Here is a 15,495-nt window from a genome sequence, read left to right as displayed (position 1 = left end):
GTTCCTGGAGAGTGGGGCTTCCTCTGCTGGGGGCACCTCTGGAGGGGCTTCCGGTTCCGACTCTGGCTCCGGCTCCGGCTCTGGCTCTGGCTCTGGCTCTGGCTCCGGCTCTGGCGGTACGGGGCGGCGGCGGGGGCGGCGTGCGGCTGAGGCTCCGCAGGGGCTTGAGGTTGCGCAGGGTGTTGAGGCTGCCGCTGGGGCTGAGGTTCCTGGTGCTTCGGAAGCGGCCGGTGTGGCCGGTGTGGCCGGTGCGGCCGGTGTGGCTGCTTCGGCTTCGGGTTCGGCTTCGGGTTCGGCTTCGCAGGCTGAGGGGTCGCAGCCTTCCGGCTCTGGCGCTGGCTCCGGCGGTACGGGGCGGCGGCGTGCGCGGCCCAGTGCGGTGGAAGGTGCCGGGGGCTCGGCGGGCGCTTTGGAGTCCGTGAGCTCTGTCGGTGCTGTCGGTGCTGTCGGCTCTGTGGTCACCGCTGCCGAGCATGCGGCCGGGTCCGCCGCTCGGGGGCAGACTGTGCCGCCGCAGGGCGTTCCCGTTCCCGCGGGCGCGTCGGCTCCCGGGGCTGCTTCGGGGCGGCGTGCGCGGCGTGACGGTGATCAGTTGGCGTTGCCCGCGCTGCCTTCGGGTGGGGCGCAGGAAGCTGCTGAGGGGGCCGGGGCTGCCGGTACCGCTGTTGCCGTCGCCGGTGCGCCTGCCGGTGAACCCGGCGAGGCCGCGCCGCGTCCGACCGGGCGTCGACGCCGTGCGCTGGCCGCCGCCAAGGAGCGGGCCGCCGCCGATGAGGCACCCAGCGGGCGCGTGTTCGCGCTGCCGCCCGCCAAGGCTGACCAGGCCGACACCGGTCAGCACGAGGCGGCGCTGCACCACCCGGGCGACGACCACACCCCGCCGCAGCCGCACCCGGCGGAGACGCCGACGGGACGCCGCCGGTCGCGTCCGGCACCGGCTGCCGCGCCGAGTGCGCCTGCTGCGGCCGCGTCTGCTCCCGCGCCTGCCGCGGCCGCCACGCAGAGCACCCCGCCCGCCGGTGTGCCCGCGCAGGCCACCACGTACGGCGAAGGAACTTCCACTGCCGCCAAGGGCGTGCCGACGCCCGGCCGGGGTGTCGCGCTGCCGCCCGAGCGCGGGCCGCAGGCACGGGCCGCCCAGCCGCTGCCCGCCGAGGCCGCGCCCGGCGACCCCAACTCGACGCAGGGGCGCGCGATCAGCGTGCGCACGCTCGGACAGGGCGTGCCGTTCGGCCAGCAGATCGCCGAGCAGCAGCGCAACCAGCCGGCGTTGCCGCAGGGCACGCAGAGTCCGCGTATCCCGCAGGCACCACAGCCTCCGCTGCCGCCGCAGGCTTCCCAGACTTCCCAGGCGCAGGCTCCGGCTTCCCAGGGTCCGGCTCAGCCCGCATCGGCTCAGCCCGCATCCGGGCCGGCCGAGCAGGCCCCCGGAGCCGCCGGACCGCTGCCGCCCCAGGCGCCGGTTCCGGCCACCCCGGCGGAAGGCACGGCCGCCGCCCCGCTTCCTGAGCAGGCTCCCGCGCAGCCATCGGCGCAGGGGCACACCCTCGGTGGCTCCGGTCGGCGGCGCAGGCTGTCCACGCCTCCCGAGCCGACGGCCGAGGAGCGCCCCGAGACCGCGGCGCGCCCGCATCCGCAGGCCGCTCCAGCTCCCGCTCCAGCTCCCGCTTCGGGTGCCCAGCCGCAGTCCCGTATCGGATCCGCCACCGAGGGCGCAGGCCGTGCGTACGCGATCGGCGCCCCGGACGAGGACGCCGACGAGGGTCCGGAGCCGCTGGACGGTCCCGGCGGTGCGGTCGAGGTCGCCAACCGGCCCCAGCCGCAGCCCATGGACGACGAACTGCCGCCCGAGCCGCTGGACAACCCGCGCCGCCTCCTCGTCTGGCCCGCGCCCGACGTCACCACCCAGCAGGCGCTCAGCGACCGCGGCTACCGTCCGGTCATCGTTCATTCGCGCGAGGAGGTCGACGCCCAGATCGCGGCGTTCCCCGCCGCGCTCTTCGTGGACCCGCTGACCGGCCCCATCACGCGTACGGCGCTGCAGTCCCTGCGCACGGCCGCCGTCGCCGCCGAAGTTCCCGTGCTCGTCACGGCGGGACTCGGACAGGCGACGCGCGAGGCCGCGTACGGCGCCGACCCCGCCGTACTCCTGAAGGCCCTCGCGCCCCGCGACAGCGAGCAGCACCCGCCGCGCGTCCTGCTGATCGAGGAGCACGAGGAGATCGCGCAGGCCCTGACCGCGACGCTGGAGCGGCGCGGGATGCAGGTGGCGCGGGCCGAGAGCGACGCGGACGCGGTGACGCTCGCCGCGCAGATGCGGCCGAATCTGGTGGTGATGGACCTGATGCAGGTGCGTCGCCGGCGCGCCGGAATCATCGACTGGCTGCGCGCCAACGGCCAGTTGAACCGCACCCCGCTCGTCGTCTACACCGCCGCCGTCGACGAGACGGAGCTGCCGCGGCTCGCGGCGGGGGAGACGGTGCTGTTCCTGGCCGAGCGCTCGACGAGCGGTGAGGTGCAGGGCCGCATCGTGGATCTGCTGGCGAAGATCGGTACGAACTAGGCCTCAGGGCACGGTGATACGCCGCGCCGCTCCGGCTCCGGCTCCGGCTCCGGCTCCGGCTCCGGCTCCGGCTCCGGCGAGGGAGCGGCGTATCGGCCGGCGTCACGGCGTATCGGCCGGCGTCACGGCGTATCGCTCGGCGTCAGGCCTCGCGTCAGAGCTTCGTGACGTCCAGCTCGCCGTCCGCGTACTGCCTGCGCAGCACCTTCTTGTCGAACTTGCCGACGCTCGTCTTCGGCACGGCGGGCACGATCGCCCAGCGCTCGGGCAGCTGCCACTTGGCGATGGTGCCCGCGAGGAAGTCGCGCAGGGCCGTGTATTCGAGGCTCGCGCCCTCCTTCAACACGACCGTGGCGAGCGGGCGTTCGCCCCACTTGTCGTCGGGGACGGCGACGACCGCCGCCTCCGCGACATCCGGGTGGGACATGATCGCGTTCTCCAGCTCGACGCTGGAGATCCACTCCCCGCCCGACTTGATGACGTCCTTGGCCCGGTCGGTGAGGGTCAGGAATCCGTCGGCGGTGATGACACCGACGTCGCCGGTCTTCAGCCAGCCGTCCGCGCTGAACTTGTCCTCGGGCTTGAGCACGTCCTCGCCGGCCCCGCCGTAGTACGCCGCCGCGATCCACGGGCCGCGCACCTCGAGCTCACCCGCCGACTCGCCGTCCCACGGCAGGTGTTCGCCGCCGGGGCCGACCAGGCGTGCCTCGACTCCGGCCGGGAAACGGCCCTGGGTGAGGCGGTAGTTGAACTCCTCGTCGGTGCCGATGGCCTTGGCCGGCGGGCGGGCGACCGTGCCGAGCGGGGAGGTCTCCGTCATGCCCCAGGCGTGGCAGACCCGCATGCCCAGCTTGTCGAACGCCGCCATCAGCGAGGGCGGGCAGGCCGAGCCGCCGATGGTGACCTGGCCGAGCGAGCTGACGTCGCGGGGCTTCGCGGTGAGTTCGGCGAGCAGGCCCTGCCAGATGGTGGGCACGGCGGCCGCGTGCGTGGGCCGCTCCGACTCGATCATCTCGGCGAGCGGCGCGGGCTGCAGGAAACGGTCCGGCATCAGCATGTTCACGCCCGCCATCAGCGTGGCGTGCGGCAGGCCCCAGGCGTTGACGTGGAACTGCGGGACGACGACGAGCGTGGTGTCCGCGTCCGTGAGGCCCATCGACTCGCTCATGTTGACCTGCATCGAGTGCAGGTAGATGGAGCGGTGCGAGTAGACGACGCCCTTGGGGTCGCCGGTGGTGCCGGAGGTGTAGCACATGGCGGCGGCCGTGCGCTCGTCGAGCTCGGGCCAGTCGTAGGCCGTGGGCTTTCCGGCGATCAGGTCCTCGTACTCGTGGACCTGCGCGGTGACTCCGGCCAGCGGCGCGCGGTCGCCGGGGCCCGAGATCACCAGGTGCTCGACGGTCGGCAGCTGCGGGAGGAGGGGCGCGAGCAGGGGGATGAGGGAGCCGTTGACGATGATGACGCGGTCGGCCGCGTGGTTCACGATCCAGGTCAACTGGTCGGCGGGCAGCCGGAGATTGAGGGTGTGCAGGACGGCGCCCATACAGGGGACCGCGAAGTAGGCCTCGACATGCTCGGCGTTGTTCCACATGAAGGTGGCCACGCGCTCGTCGCCGTCGACCCCGAGGTCCTCGCGCAGCGCGTGCGCCAGCTGAGCCGATCGTTCACCGATCTCACGGAAGCTGCGGCGCTGTGGAGCGGCCTCGCCCGTCCATGTCGTGACCTGCGACGACCCGTGCACGGTCGTCCCGTGCCGAAGGATGCGGGTGACTGTCAGCGGTACGTCCTGCATCGTGCTCAGCACGGCGTCCTCCCGGTGGGCGCGCGGCATTCATCCGGGGCGGCTCCCGGATGACCTACCTGGCAGTAGGGCTCGCCAGATTCTTGCTGCATACCGCACGGTATGTCACTAGTCCGGGAGAAGAAAGGTCCGGCGGAGCTGCGTGGATCACTGGCCGGGTGTGCATGCGGATCACCGTGCGGGCGTCCGTAATCACCGGACAGGCGTCAGTTCCGGGTCCTCGCGCAGCTTGCCGAGCGCACGCGACACCGCGCTCTTGACGGTGCCGATGGACACCCCGAGCACCTCGGCCGTCTGCGCCTCGCTGAGATCCTCGTAGTACCGCAGGACGACCATCGCCCGCTGCCGCGCCGGCAGCTTCATGATCGCGCGCCACATGGCGTCCCGGAGCACCTGCTGCTCGGCCGGATCCCCGACCGGCGTCACCTCGGGCTCGGGCAGTTCGTCGCATGCGAACTCGTCTACCTTGCGCTTGCGCCACTGCGAGGTACGGGTGTTCAGCAGAGCCCTGCGCACATAGCCGTCGAGGGCACGGTGGTCCTCGATGCGGTCCCATGCGACATACGTCTTGGTGAGAGCGGTCTGCAGCAGATCCTCTGCATCGCTCGGATTCGCGGTCAGCGAGCGTGCGGTGCGCAGCAACACGGGCTGACGTGCCCGTACGTAGGACGCGAACGACGGATACGCCGAAGGACTCGCCGTCCGCGTCGCGGCCTTCGATGCGCTGGTGCACATGGGCACCATGGATACGGTCATGGCTCCACGCTAGAAGCGCCCCCTACTTCAGCGGATCGGCCGCAGGTCCCGAAGCAGTGTCCGCCTCAGGTTGTACGAGGGGTGGTAGCTCCACCTCCTGAAGGTGGAGGAGGCGGAGCACACCCCTGAGGGTTCATCCCTGAGGGTTCATCCCTGAGGGGCCCCTTAGCGGACCGGGGCCATCAGACTCGCGGACCTGGGCCGTCGGGCTAGCGGACCTGGGCCACCGGACTAGCGGATACCTGGGCCGTCGGGGCTAGCGGACCCGGGCCGTCGGACTCGCGGATACCTGGGCCGTCGGACTCGCGGACCTGGGCCACGGGACTAGCGGACCGGCCGTCGGACTCGCGGACCTGGGCCACGGGACTAGCGGACCTGGGCCACCGGCGCGTGCACGAGGCTACGGTCGATCAGCAGAGTCCGTCCGCCGTGCCGCTCCTTCACGTTCCCCGCGAACTGGTGGATGCGCCGCGCGGGGTGCCAGGCGTCCCGCCGCAGCACGGGCTCACGGTACAGATCCGGGGACGTGCGCCAGCGGGCGAACCACATCACCTCCGGCAGGTCCCGCACCCCCGCGCGCCGCGCCGTCTCCATGTGCCGCACCCCGGAGTCCGCGCTGCTGTAGAACCCCGGCACATACCCCAGCCTGCGCACCTCCCGGTCCCACGCCCGCACGAAGGCGAGCGTGGTGCGCGCGCACTCCTCGTTCCGATAGCCATACGCCTCCATATCCAGGTAGAGCGGACTGTCCCGCTGCATCCCGAGCGCCTTAGCCCTGCTGACCGCGTCCCGCCCCTCGCTCGTCCCCTCCCTCCAGGCGTCCTGTCCGATGCGTACGTCCTGCTTGCTATCCGCGATGACACACGGCGACTGCGACCCCACGTACAGCGGAAGGACCCGCCAGCCCATCCCCTGCACCGCGCGCATCCAGTCACGGCTCAGATGGGCCTGCCGCTTGCACGCCCGGCCCCGGCCTCCGAAATAGACGCCCACCGCTCGATAGTCGGAACTCTCCCAGCGGCGCATGGTGCCCAAGGGCGGGGCGTGACAGGTGTCGAAGGCCCATCCACGGAAGGTCGACACCTCGGCGGCGGCCGCCCGGCCTCGATCGGATGCCGACCAGCCTCGACCGGGTGCCGCCCAGCTTCCACCGGGTGCCGACGCACCGTCAGGGCTGCTGCCGTCACGACTACCCTCACGTCTGCCGTCAGGTCTGCTCGTGGCGCCCGTCGGCGCCGCGCACAGGGCCAGCGTGGTCAGGGCGAGAGCGAGGACAAGTCCCGTGATCGTTTTCCGGCAGCGCATACGCCGAGTGAAGGGCCCAGTTCCCGCGCCCCGGCCGGGACACGCCCCGCGTTCAGCCGTCCGACCCCAGAATCAGCCCCGATGTGGGGACCCCGGTGCCCGCGGTGACCAGGGTGCGCGCGGCGCCCGGTATCTGGTTCACGGACGTGCCGCGCACCTGTCGTACCGCCTCCGCTATCCCGTTCATCCCGTGCAGATACGCCTCCCCCAGCTGTCCCCCGTGTGTGTTCAGCGGCAGCCGCTCCTCCGCGACGAACCCGGCCGCCTCACCCGGCCCGCAGAAACCGAACTCCTCCAGCTGCATCAGCACGAACGGCGTGAAGTGGTCGTAGAGAATGCCCACGTCGATATCTGAGGGTGCCAGACCCGAACTCCGCCACAACTGCCTTGCCACCACGCTCATTTCGGGCAGCCCACTCAGGTCGTCGCGGTAGAAACTGGTCATCTGCTCCTGCGCCCGCCCCGCGCCCTGGGCCGCCGCCGTGATCACGGCCGGCGGGTGCGGCAGATCCCGGGCCCGGTCCACGCTCGTCACGACGATCGCCTGCCCCCCGTCGGTCTCCTGGCAGCAGTCCAGGAGCCGCAGCGGCTCGACGATCCAGCGGGACTCGGCGTGATCGGCGAGGGTGATCGGCTTGCCGTAGAAGTAGGCGGCCGGGTTCGTCGCCGCGTATTTCCGGTCGGTGACCGCGACATGGCCGAAGGCATCCGGAGTCAGGCCGTAGGCGTGGAGATAGCGCTGGGCCGCCATCGCCACCCACGACGCGGGGGTCAGCAGTCCGAACGGCAGGGACCAGCCGAGCGCCGCGCCCTCCGCCGACGGCTCACGATGCTGCACCCCCGAGCCGAATCTGCGGCCAGAGCGTTCGTTGAACGCCCGGTAGCAGACCACCACTTCGGCCACTCCGCTCGCCACCGCCAGCACGGCCTGCTGGACGGTCGCGCACGCGGCGCCGCCTCCGTAGTGGACGCGCGAGAAGAAAGAGAGCTCCCCGATCCCGGCCGCCTGCGCGACGGTGATCTCCGGGTTGGTGTCCATCGTGAACGTGACCATGCCGTCGACATCACCGGGAGCCAGTCCCGCGTCGTCGAGCGCCGCGCCCACCGCCTCCACGGCGAGTCTGAGCTCACTGCGCCCCGAGTCCTTGGAGAACTCGGTCGCCCCGATGCCGACGACGGCCGCCTTCCCACCGAGCCGATCGCGCGCCCGCACGCTCATGCCGCGCCCCCTGTAGGCACTCCACCCGATGTCGGCACTCCACCCGAAGTCGGCACTCCAGCCGAAACCGGCACCGTGACCGTGACCGTCCCGGTGACGTGCTTGCCGATGCCGTTGGCCCCGACCACCTTGACCGTGGCCGTGTCGCCCTCGACCTGCTCGACGGAGCCCGTCAACACCATCGTGTCCCCCGGATAGTTGGGCGCCCCGAGCCTTATCGCCACCTTGCGGAGCACGGCGCCGGACCCGAAGTGATCGGTGACGTACCGACCGACCAGGCCGTTCGTGGTCAGGATGTTCATGAAGATGTCGGGGGAGCCCTTCTCCTGTGCCGCCGCCGCGTCGTGGTGCACGTCCTGGTAGTCCCGCGACGCGATCGCACCGGAGACGATCAGCGTCCGCGTGACCGGGATGGACAGCTCAGGCAGCCTGTCGCCCACTTTCATCCCGCCGCCATCGCTCACCGCCACGCCACCAGTCGCCCCGACGCGCCCGCTCATCCCCTCGCCCCCGCCCATCTCACCGCCTCCTCTCATACCGTCTCCTCCTCAGCGATCAAGTCCCCCAACTCCGCGAGCACTTCGCTCCCGCACCCCAGATACGCGTCCAGCTGCCGCCCCCACAGGAAGTGCCGGTGCACGGGATGGTCGAGGTCGGCCCCCATGCCTCCGTGCAGATGCTGGCCCGCGTGCACGACCCGCTTGCCCGCCTCCGACGCCCACCAGGCGGCGGTCAGCGCATGCGCGCCGTACGCCAGCGATTCATCGCGCCGCCAGGCCGCCTCGTACGCCGTGACCCGTATCGCCTCGGTGTCCATATAGGCGTCCGCCGCCCGGAGTTGGACCCCCTGCTTGGCCGCGAGCGGCCGCCCGAACTGCTCCCGTTCGTTGGTGTGGGCGACCGCGCGGGCCAGCGATCCGGCGCACACGCCCGCCTGCAGCCCCGCGAAGGCCGTCCGCGCACTCGCCAGTACGTCGGCGTAGGCCCCGTCCCCGCCGAGCCGCTCCCCGGGAGTCCCGTCGAGCACCAGACGCCCGGCCGCCCAGGGCGCCGTCAGCTCGACCGGCTCGGTCTCCGCGTCGGCCACCCGCACCATCCACAGGCTGTGGCCGCCCCGCCGTATGCGATCCGGCACGGCCACCAGGACGTGCGTGGCATCCCGCAGCCACGGCACCCACGGCACCGTTCCGGTGAGCGTCCCCGTCAGTCCGGCCTCCCCATCCTGAGCGGAGGCCACCACGCCGCCTCCTGCCGGAAATGCCCCAGTGGCAACCGCCGTGCCCTCCCGCAGCCCCGGAAACAGCCGCCCCCGCTGCTCCTCCGTGCCATGGACCGCCACGGCGAGAAGGCCATAGACACAGCTCGCCGCCAGTGGCACCTGTGCCGTCACCCGACCCTGCTCCTCGAGCAGCAGCACGAGCCCGAGAAGCCCGACGTCCTCCACCGCGCCCGGCAGCCCCGCCGCGCACAGCGCCTTCCACAGCTCGGCGTCCGATCCCGTCCCCGCCTCCGCGAGCCGCTCGGGCGTGGACAGGTCCCCGAAGATCTCCGCCGCGAGCTCCCGCGCGGCCGTCTGCTCGTCCGTGGGTGTGAAGTCCATGTCAGAGCTCGCCCCCTTCCATGGCCTCGACGGGCCGGAACACCGGAAGCTCCAACTCCTTGTCCACCCGCTGGAATTCGAGCCGCACGGGCTGCCCGATCCGCACCTTGTCGCTGGGCACGCCCACCACATTGCTGACCATGCGCACGCCCTCCGCCAGGTCGATGAGTGCGACGGCGTACGGGGGATCGAAGGCGGGGAAGGGCGGATGGTGCATGACGACATACGAGTAGACGGTGCCCCGGCCGCTCGCCTCGACCGTGTCCCACTCCAGCGATCCGCAGGCGTTGCAGCCCGGCAGCCAGGGGAAGCGCAGTGCCCGGCAGTCGCCGCAGCGCTGGATCAGGAGTTGGTGGCGCGCCACGCCCTCCCAGAATCCGGCGTTGTCCCTGTTGATGACCGGGCGAGGTCTCTGGCCCTGCGGTTTCCGCCGCGCGGGTGCGTACTTGAGGATCCGGAAGCGATGGGTCCCTGCCGGTTCGCCGCCCGCCCGGACATCCATCCGCGTCGTGACGAAGTGGCCCGTGCCCAGCTTCGTCGTCTTGCGCTCCGAGACCGATTCGATGACCGCGTCGAAGGTGATCTCGTCCCCCGGCCGCAGCGGCCGCAGATACTCCTGCTCGCAGTCAGTGGCGACCACCGACGTACAGCCCGCGCCGTCGAGCAGGGCGAACAGTTCGTCGTAGGCGGGCGAGCGCCCCTGGTGTCCGGAGAGTCCACCCATCGTCCACGCTTGAAGCATGGTCGGCGGCGCGATCGGATCCGCCCCGGAATAGGCGGAGTTGGCGTCCCCCATCGCCTCGCACCAATGCCGGATCATCGGCTCGTTGACCGGGTCCTTGCCCACGCCCGAGGTGGCGGCCGCCCTGCCCTCGAAGACCTTCAGCGCCTCGTACGAAAGATCGCTCATCGCCGTCCCCTCCGCATCCCGAGCCGCATCGTCGCCACGATCTCCCGCTGCACCTCGCTCACCCCGCCGCCGAACGTATTGATCTGCGCCGCCCTGTTCATCCGCTCCAACTCCCCCTCACCGCCCGTGCCGAGCGCCAGGGCCCCGGGCGATCCGGCCCTCACCAGACCCGCGTCGCCCGTGACTTCCTGACATATTCGGTACACCTCCACGGCCGATTCGGTTCCCATGAACTTCACGCCGCTCGCGTCTCCGGGCGCCAGCCGGCCCGCCCCCACATCACCCACCAAACGCCAGTTGACCAGGCGCGTAGCCGCAAGCCGCGCCCGCGCTTCGGCCAGTCTCGAACGGACCCACGGAGCGTCAATCCGACGCTCGCCCGTCACCGGATCGGGTGTACGCGCGAAGGCGACGGCCGCCGCGTAGAAGTCCTCGGCCTGCATGCCGATCGCGGCAAGTGCCACCCGCTCGTGGTTGAGCTGGTTGGTGATGAGCCCCCAGCCGCCGTTCTCCTCGCCGACGAGGTTCGCGGCGGGCACGCTTATCCCGTCGTAGTACGTCGCCGTCGTGGTCAGCCCGCCCACGGTCTCGATCGGCGTCCACGAGAACCCGGGCGCCGTCGTGGGCACGAGGATGATCGAGATGCCCTGGTGCTTTGGCGCCTCGGGGTCGGTACGGCAGGCGAGCCAGATCCAGTCGGCGTTCTGCGCGTTCGAGGTGAAGATCTTCTGACCGTCGACTATCCACGCATCGTCGGATCCGTCCATGACACGCACCGCCCGCGTACGCAGCGAGGCCAGGTCCGTCCCCGCCGACGGCTCGCTGTAGCCGATCGCGAAGACGAGATCGCCGCTGAGGATGCGCGGCAGGAAGGAAGCCTTCTGCTCCTGCGTGCCGTACTTCATGAGGGTCGGCCCGACGGTGTTCAGCGTGACCATCGATACGGGCGCGCCCGCGCGATAGGCCTCGTCGAAGAAGACGAACTGCTCGTCGGCGCCGCGCCCCTGCCCGCCGTACTCCACGGGCCAGCCGAGGCCGAGCATGCTGTCGGCCCCGATGCGCCGCAGCAGTCGGCGCTGCCCCTCCAGGTCCTCGCCTTCGGGCGGTCCTCCCGGCATCAGATCGCGGAAGTACGCGCGCAGTTCGGAGCGCAGCTGCTGCTGGCGTTCGGTGGGGGCGAGGTGCACGGCGGCGGCCTCTCCTTCGCGTACGGGCGTCGCACCGACAGGGATTTCTGACTGTCCGTCAGAAACCGTGCGAGTGTCAAGAGATCACCCCGGATACGAAGCACGGGAGCCCTACCGGTGACAATGCGGGCCCGAACACGCCTGCGCGGCGGTGCACATGCACCGCCGCGCAGACCGTCACACACCCCGTCGAGCCGGCCCAAGGAGCAACCCCCAGACGGCCGTTACCTCACCAGAGCTCGGTGAAGTTGACCGCGATGTTCTCGTTCGACTGGTCGATCGCCGTGAACCCGGAGCCGTTCACCTGAGCGTTGTTGTTCTGGTTCGAGGCGCCGTTGCCGACCGCCTGCTGCTGCGTCGTGTTCGAGTTGCCACTGTTGTTGCCGCCGACGCCACTGCCAGTGACGGTGGCCACGCCCGCGTTCGATCCGTCGTCCGCGAAGGAGCCGTTGTCAGCCATCGCGACACCCGAGAAGAGCGCGGCGGCCAAGGGCAGGGCCGCGGCGGCGGCGATGACGCGAGCGGTACGGATGCTTGCCATGTCAATTCCTCCAGAACGGGAGGTACGCACCGGCGATGTGCCGGGAGCACCGGAAGTACGGCTTGTTTCGAGGCAGTTGGCCGACCGCCTCGGGTTCTGCACGACGTCGCGAGTCCAGAGTTGCCCACCGAATCCCCGGCGAACCACCCCGGAAGCCCCGATTCCCTCGCAAGCGTGAGTACAAGTCGATAAACATGCCTCACACCGCCAAAGCCCCAGCTCAGCCCCGCGCGACCCACCCAAACCCAGGCGCCGCAAGCGCTGAAGCGTTCCCGCATGACACGAGGAAGAGGGCCCTCATCCGCGCTTCCGGCGCGTGTCGAGCCCTCCCCCTCTTCCCTTCTTCGAACACTCGTACGAAAATAGCGGCATGGCCACCATCGACCGCCATGCCACAGCGCTCGCACTCGCCCACGCCCTGTCCGCAGCCGAGCGCGGCCTCGCCGTCATCCCGCTCTCCCGCACCAAGCTGCCGGCCCTGCGCTCCCCCCACCACGAGCAACCCGAACCGACCCCCTGCCACGGCGAATGCGGCCGCCCCGGACACGGCGTGTACGACGCGTCGACCGATCCGCGCCGCATCCGCGAGCTCTTCGCCGCCGCCCCCTGGGCCAGCGGATACGGCATCGCCTGCGGGCTGCCCCCGCACCATCTGATCGGCATCGACCTGGACACCAAGTCCGGTACGGACGCCTCGGCCGCCCTGCGGGAGCTGGCGCTGCGCCACCTGTTCACCATCCCGGCCACGGTCGTCGTGGTGACCCCGAGCGGCGGCCGCCACATCTGGCTCGCGGGCCCGCCCGACGTCGTCATCCCCAACTCCGCGGGCCGCCTCGCCCCCGGCATCGACATCCGGGGCGCGGGCGGCTATCTCGTCGGCCCCGGCTCGCGCACCGAGCACGGTGTCTACAGCACCGTGCCCGGCACCGCGCAGCTCCCGCCCGGCGCATGCCCGCCCGCGCTTCTGCGGCTGCTCATGCCGCCGCCCCGCGCACACCACACCGGGCCTTCGAAGCCGCAGGTCCAACCGGGCCAGGGGCTCGTCCAGTTCGTGCTCGCCGCGCACGAGGGCCAGCGCAACACCCGTCTCTTCTGGGCCGCTTGCCGCGCGTACGAGAACGGCATCGGCGAGGCCCTGTCGGGCGAACTCACCGATGCCGCACTCCGGGTCGGCCTGACGGAACGCGAGGCCCGCTCGACGATCGCGTCGGCGGCCCGGCTCACAGGGCACGCCTAGCAGCCGCCCGCTAGCCGAGCAGTGAACGCACCGCCGCGCGGTCGATGTTCGTCAGGGCGCGGACCAGCTTCGGGGTGAGGAAGACGATGGCGAGGCCGAGCAGGGAGGCCCCGGCGATCTGCGACGGCGACTCCAGGTAGTACGCGTGGTGCTCGCCGGCCGAGGTGTAGTCGAACACCCGGTAGCCCGGCCAGTCGAGGTAGTGCGGGAACACCCAGGCGTACGCCGGCAGGAGCGCGACCACCCAGCCGGTGACCAGGAAGGTCACGGTGAGCACGAAGGACGTCACGCGCGCGGGGAACATCACGACCTGGAAGAGCAGCGCCCGCCAGCCCGCGGCGTCCGCGAGCCGTGCCCGCATCCCGGCCCACGCCCCCGCTCCGGGCGAGGTCCGCACCGGGGCGGGCCCGGCGACATCGAGCCCGAGCCGGGCCCGCGCCCGCCCTCGCTCGGCGGCACCGAGCCCCCGCGCCCCCGCCAACGCCGCGGCCAGCACCGGCAGTCCGAGCACGGTGACGAACAGCCCCATGCCGAGCGAGAACATCGTCACGGCGAAGGTGAAGCCGACGACGGCGATCGGCAGCGAGCCGACGGTGTAGCCGATCTCCCGGTAGGTGACGGCGGCGAACGGCGCCCGCCAGAAGCCGGGGGAGCGCCCCGGTTCCGCGACGTACGGAGCGGAGGTGGCGGACAGAGCAGAGGTGGCGGACGGAGCGGAGGTGGCGTACGGAGCGGCTGAGTACGGCAAGGTGCTTGTGCTCATGGCGGGGCCTCGAATCTGCGCGGTGAGGGCGGTGGGGACGTGCCGTGCTGATGTCCTCCACGTTCGCGAATCCGCGCGCCCGTCGACATACGGCGACCCGGCCTCTCGGGGGTGTCGCCAACCCCACCCCCGGCGTGAGGACGGCACGAGGCTCCACGAAGGCGGCACGAAGAAGGGGCGCCCGGAAACTTCCGGACGCCCCTTCTCACCAGGCCCAACAGGCCCTGCAAGCGGTGGGTGTGGGATTTGAACCCACGGTGACTCGCGCCACGACGGTTTTCAAGACCGTTCCCTTAGGCCGCTCGGGCAACCCACCCCGCACCGCCGGTCAGGGCGGTGCGGGGTCAAGAGTAGCGGGTCAGCTCTCGCCCTTGCGCTGGCCCAGGACCACGTCGACCGTGCGCTCCTTGCCGTCGCGCTCGAACGTGATCTTGACCTTGTCGCCCGGCTTGTGGGTCCAGATCTGGCCGATCAGGGTCGGGCCACTGTCGATCACCGTGTCGTCCAGCGTCGTGATGACGTCGCCGGGCTTGAGGCCCGCCTTGTCCGCCGGGCCGTTCGGGGTGACCGCCTGCGAACCGCTCGCGCCCTCCTGGGAGATCGTGGCACCGCCGGTGTCCTCTCCAAGGGAGACCGAGGCGCCGATGACCGGATAGACCGCCTGGCCGTTCTTGATCAGCTGCTCGGCGACGTACTTGGCCTGGTTGACCGGGATCGCGAAGCCCAGGCCGATGGAACCGGACTGGCCGCTGCCACCCAGGCCGCCGCCGCTCTCCGCGGGCTTGATCGCGGAGTTGATGCCGATGACCGCGCCCCGCGAGTCGAGCAGCGGACCTCCGGAGTTGCCCGGGTTGATGGAGGCGTCGGTCTGCAGGGCGCTCATGTACGAACTCTTGCTGCTCGCGCCGTCGCTGGAGGTCACCGGGCGGTCCTTGGCGCTGACGATGCCGGTCGTGACGGTGTTCGAGAGGCCGAAGGGGGCACCGATGGCGATCGTCGAGTCGCCGACGGCCACCCGGTCCGAGTTGCCGAGGCGCAGCGGCTTCAGGTCCGCGGGCCGGTTCTTGAGCTTGATGACCGCCACGTCGTAGCCCTCGGCACGGCCGACCACCTCGGCGTCGTACTTCTTGCCGTTCGAGAACGTCGCCGCGAGCTTTCCGCCGTCGGCGGCGGAGGCCACCACGTGGTTGTTGGTGAGGATGTGGCCCTGCGTGTCGTAGACGAAGCCGGTGCCCGTGCCGCCCTCGCCGTTGCCGCCCTGCGCCTCGATGGTGACGACGCTGGGGAGCGCCTTATGGGCGATGCCGGCGACCGAGCCGGGCTCACGCTTGAGGTCGGCCGGGGTGTCCGACGCGGAGACCGTGGTCGAGTCCGTGGCGTCGTCGTTGCGCTCGGCCGCCCAGAAGCCGATGCCGCCGCCGATTCCACCCGCAACCAGCGCGGCCACGAGCACCGCGGCGATCAGGCCACCGCGCCGGCCCGCGGGCTTCGGCCCTTCGGGGTGCTGCGCCGCGTACGAGGCGCCCCACGTGGAGCCCGCTCCCGCGCCCTGCGCGTACGAAGGAACGGCGGGGGGCGGCGGCGGGGGCGGCCAGGCCCCGGCCGGGGTGCCC

Annotated in this window: 13 protein-coding genes and 1 tRNA gene; 2 read left to right on the top strand and 12 right to left on the bottom strand. The window is 71.5% G+C overall.

Features of this window, described 5'->3' with window-relative positions; all coding sequences use genetic code 11:
- Positions 1–2,563 (top strand): response regulator (locus E2651_RS30855; protein ID WP_135334537.1); only part of this gene is annotated, 2,563 nt, incomplete at its 5' end.
- A gap of 154 nt (positions 2,564–2,717) precedes the next feature.
- Here the strand turns inward: E2651_RS30855 and E2651_RS30845 are convergent.
- The 9 genes from E2651_RS30845 to E2651_RS30805 all read right to left on the bottom strand — a co-directional run bounded on the left by E2651_RS30845 (position 2,718) and on the right by E2651_RS30805 (position 11,882).
- Entirely contained in the window at positions 2,718–4,367 is a 1,650-nt protein-coding gene (locus E2651_RS30845; RefSeq protein ID WP_167828942.1) for a long-chain fatty acid--CoA ligase, read from the bottom strand.
- 189 nt (positions 4,368–4,556) lie between these two features.
- On the bottom strand, positions 4,557–5,120 hold the full coding sequence (locus tag E2651_RS30840; protein WP_209446289.1) for a SigE family RNA polymerase sigma factor: 564 nt from the start codon (positions 5,118–5,120) through the stop codon (positions 4,557–4,559).
- 366 nt (positions 5,121–5,486) lie between these two features.
- Positions 5,487–6,425, bottom strand: a complete 939-nt coding sequence (locus E2651_RS30835; protein ID WP_135334535.1) for a DUF1906 domain-containing protein — start codon at positions 6,423–6,425, stop codon at positions 5,487–5,489.
- Positions 6,426–6,477: 52 nt separating this feature from the next.
- Positions 6,478–7,644: a lipid-transfer protein gene (locus E2651_RS30830; protein ID WP_135334534.1), complete on the bottom strand. Its 1,167-nt coding sequence runs from the start codon at positions 7,642–7,644 to the stop codon at positions 6,478–6,480.
- Positions 7,641–8,090: a MaoC family dehydratase gene (locus E2651_RS30825; RefSeq protein ID WP_135334538.1), complete on the bottom strand. Its 450-nt coding sequence runs from the start codon at positions 8,088–8,090 to the stop codon at positions 7,641–7,643. Before E2651_RS30825 ends, E2651_RS30830 begins: the two co-directional genes overlap by 4 nt.
- An 86-nt stretch (positions 8,091–8,176) precedes the next feature.
- Positions 8,177–9,244, bottom strand: a complete 1,068-nt coding sequence (locus tag E2651_RS30820; protein ID WP_135334533.1) for an acyl-CoA dehydrogenase family protein — start codon at positions 9,242–9,244, stop codon at positions 8,177–8,179.
- A 1-nt stretch (position 9,245) separates the two neighbouring features.
- Positions 9,246–10,154: a bifunctional MaoC family dehydratase N-terminal/OB-fold nucleic acid binding domain-containing protein gene (locus E2651_RS30815; protein ID WP_135334532.1), complete on the bottom strand. Its 909-nt coding sequence runs from the start codon at positions 10,152–10,154 to the stop codon at positions 9,246–9,248.
- Positions 10,151–11,341 carry an acyl-CoA dehydrogenase family protein gene (locus tag E2651_RS30810; protein WP_135334531.1) on the bottom strand — a complete coding sequence of 397 codons (1,191 nt, stop codon included), beginning with the start codon at positions 11,339–11,341 and terminating at the stop codon, positions 10,151–10,153. Before E2651_RS30810 ends, E2651_RS30815 begins: the two co-directional genes overlap by 4 nt.
- A gap of 229 nt (positions 11,342–11,570) precedes the next feature.
- Positions 11,571–11,882, bottom strand: a complete 312-nt coding sequence (locus E2651_RS30805) for a hypothetical protein (RefSeq protein ID WP_135334530.1) — start codon at positions 11,880–11,882, stop codon at positions 11,571–11,573.
- Between the two features lie 370 nt (positions 11,883–12,252).
- Between E2651_RS30805 and E2651_RS30800 the strand changes: the two genes are divergently transcribed.
- Positions 12,253–13,119: a bifunctional DNA primase/polymerase gene (locus tag E2651_RS30800; RefSeq protein WP_135334529.1), complete on the top strand. Its 867-nt coding sequence runs from the start codon at positions 12,253–12,255 to the stop codon at positions 13,117–13,119.
- 10 nt (positions 13,120–13,129) lie between these two features.
- On the opposite strand, the gene E2651_RS30795 is transcribed toward E2651_RS30800, so the two are convergent.
- The 3 genes from E2651_RS30795 to E2651_RS30785 all read right to left on the bottom strand — a co-directional run.
- The gene (locus E2651_RS30795; protein WP_135334528.1) at positions 13,130–13,882 is read right to left on the bottom strand and encodes a sensor domain-containing protein; all 753 of its coding nucleotides are present in this window, start codon (positions 13,880–13,882) and stop codon (positions 13,130–13,132) included.
- Positions 13,883–14,113: 231 nt separating this feature from the next.
- A tRNA-Ser gene (locus tag E2651_RS30790) sits at positions 14,114–14,198 on the bottom strand.
- A 42-nt stretch (positions 14,199–14,240) separates the two neighbouring features.
- Positions 14,241–15,495: trypsin-like peptidase domain-containing protein (locus E2651_RS30785; RefSeq protein ID WP_135334527.1), on the bottom strand; the 1,255-nt coding region annotated here is incomplete at its 5' end.

Origin of the sequence: Streptomyces sp. MZ04 (genome assembly GCF_004684775.1) — a bacterium.
GTDB lineage: Bacteria > Actinomycetota > Actinomycetes > Streptomycetales > Streptomycetaceae > Streptomyces.
Note: the sequence above shows the minus strand (reverse complement) of the source record. Positions and strands in the feature narration are given on the sequence as shown.

Bases quoted from the DNA above. Each gene is read 5' to 3' on its own strand.
- E2651_RS30840 (WP_209446289.1), bottom strand. From the start codon at position 5,120: ATGACCGTATCCATGGTGCCCATGTGCACCAGCGCATCGAAGGCCGCG.
- E2651_RS30835 (WP_135334535.1), bottom strand. From the start codon at position 6,425: ATGCGCTGCCGGAAAACGATCACGGGACTTGTCCTCGCTCTCGCCCTG.
- E2651_RS30830 (WP_135334534.1), bottom strand. From the start codon at position 7,644: ATGAGCGTGCGGGCGCGCGATCGGCTCGGTGGGAAGGCGGCCGTCGTC.
- E2651_RS30825 (WP_135334538.1), bottom strand. From the start codon at position 8,090: ATGAAAGTGGGCGACAGGCTGCCTGAGCTGTCCATCCCGGTCACGCGG.
- E2651_RS30820 (WP_135334533.1), bottom strand. From the start codon at position 9,244: ATGGACTTCACACCCACGGACGAGCAGACGGCCGCGCGGGAGCTCGCG.
- E2651_RS30815 (WP_135334532.1), bottom strand. From the start codon at position 10,154: ATGAGCGATCTTTCGTACGAGGCGCTGAAGGTCTTCGAGGGCAGGGCG.
- E2651_RS30805 (WP_135334530.1), bottom strand. From the start codon at position 11,882: ATGGCAAGCATCCGTACCGCTCGCGTCATCGCCGCCGCCGCGGCCCTG.
- E2651_RS30800 (WP_135334529.1), top strand. From the start codon at position 12,253: ATGGCCACCATCGACCGCCATGCCACAGCGCTCGCACTCGCCCACGCC.
- E2651_RS30795 (WP_135334528.1), bottom strand. From the start codon at position 13,882: ATGAGCACAAGCACCTTGCCGTACTCAGCCGCTCCGTACGCCACCTCC.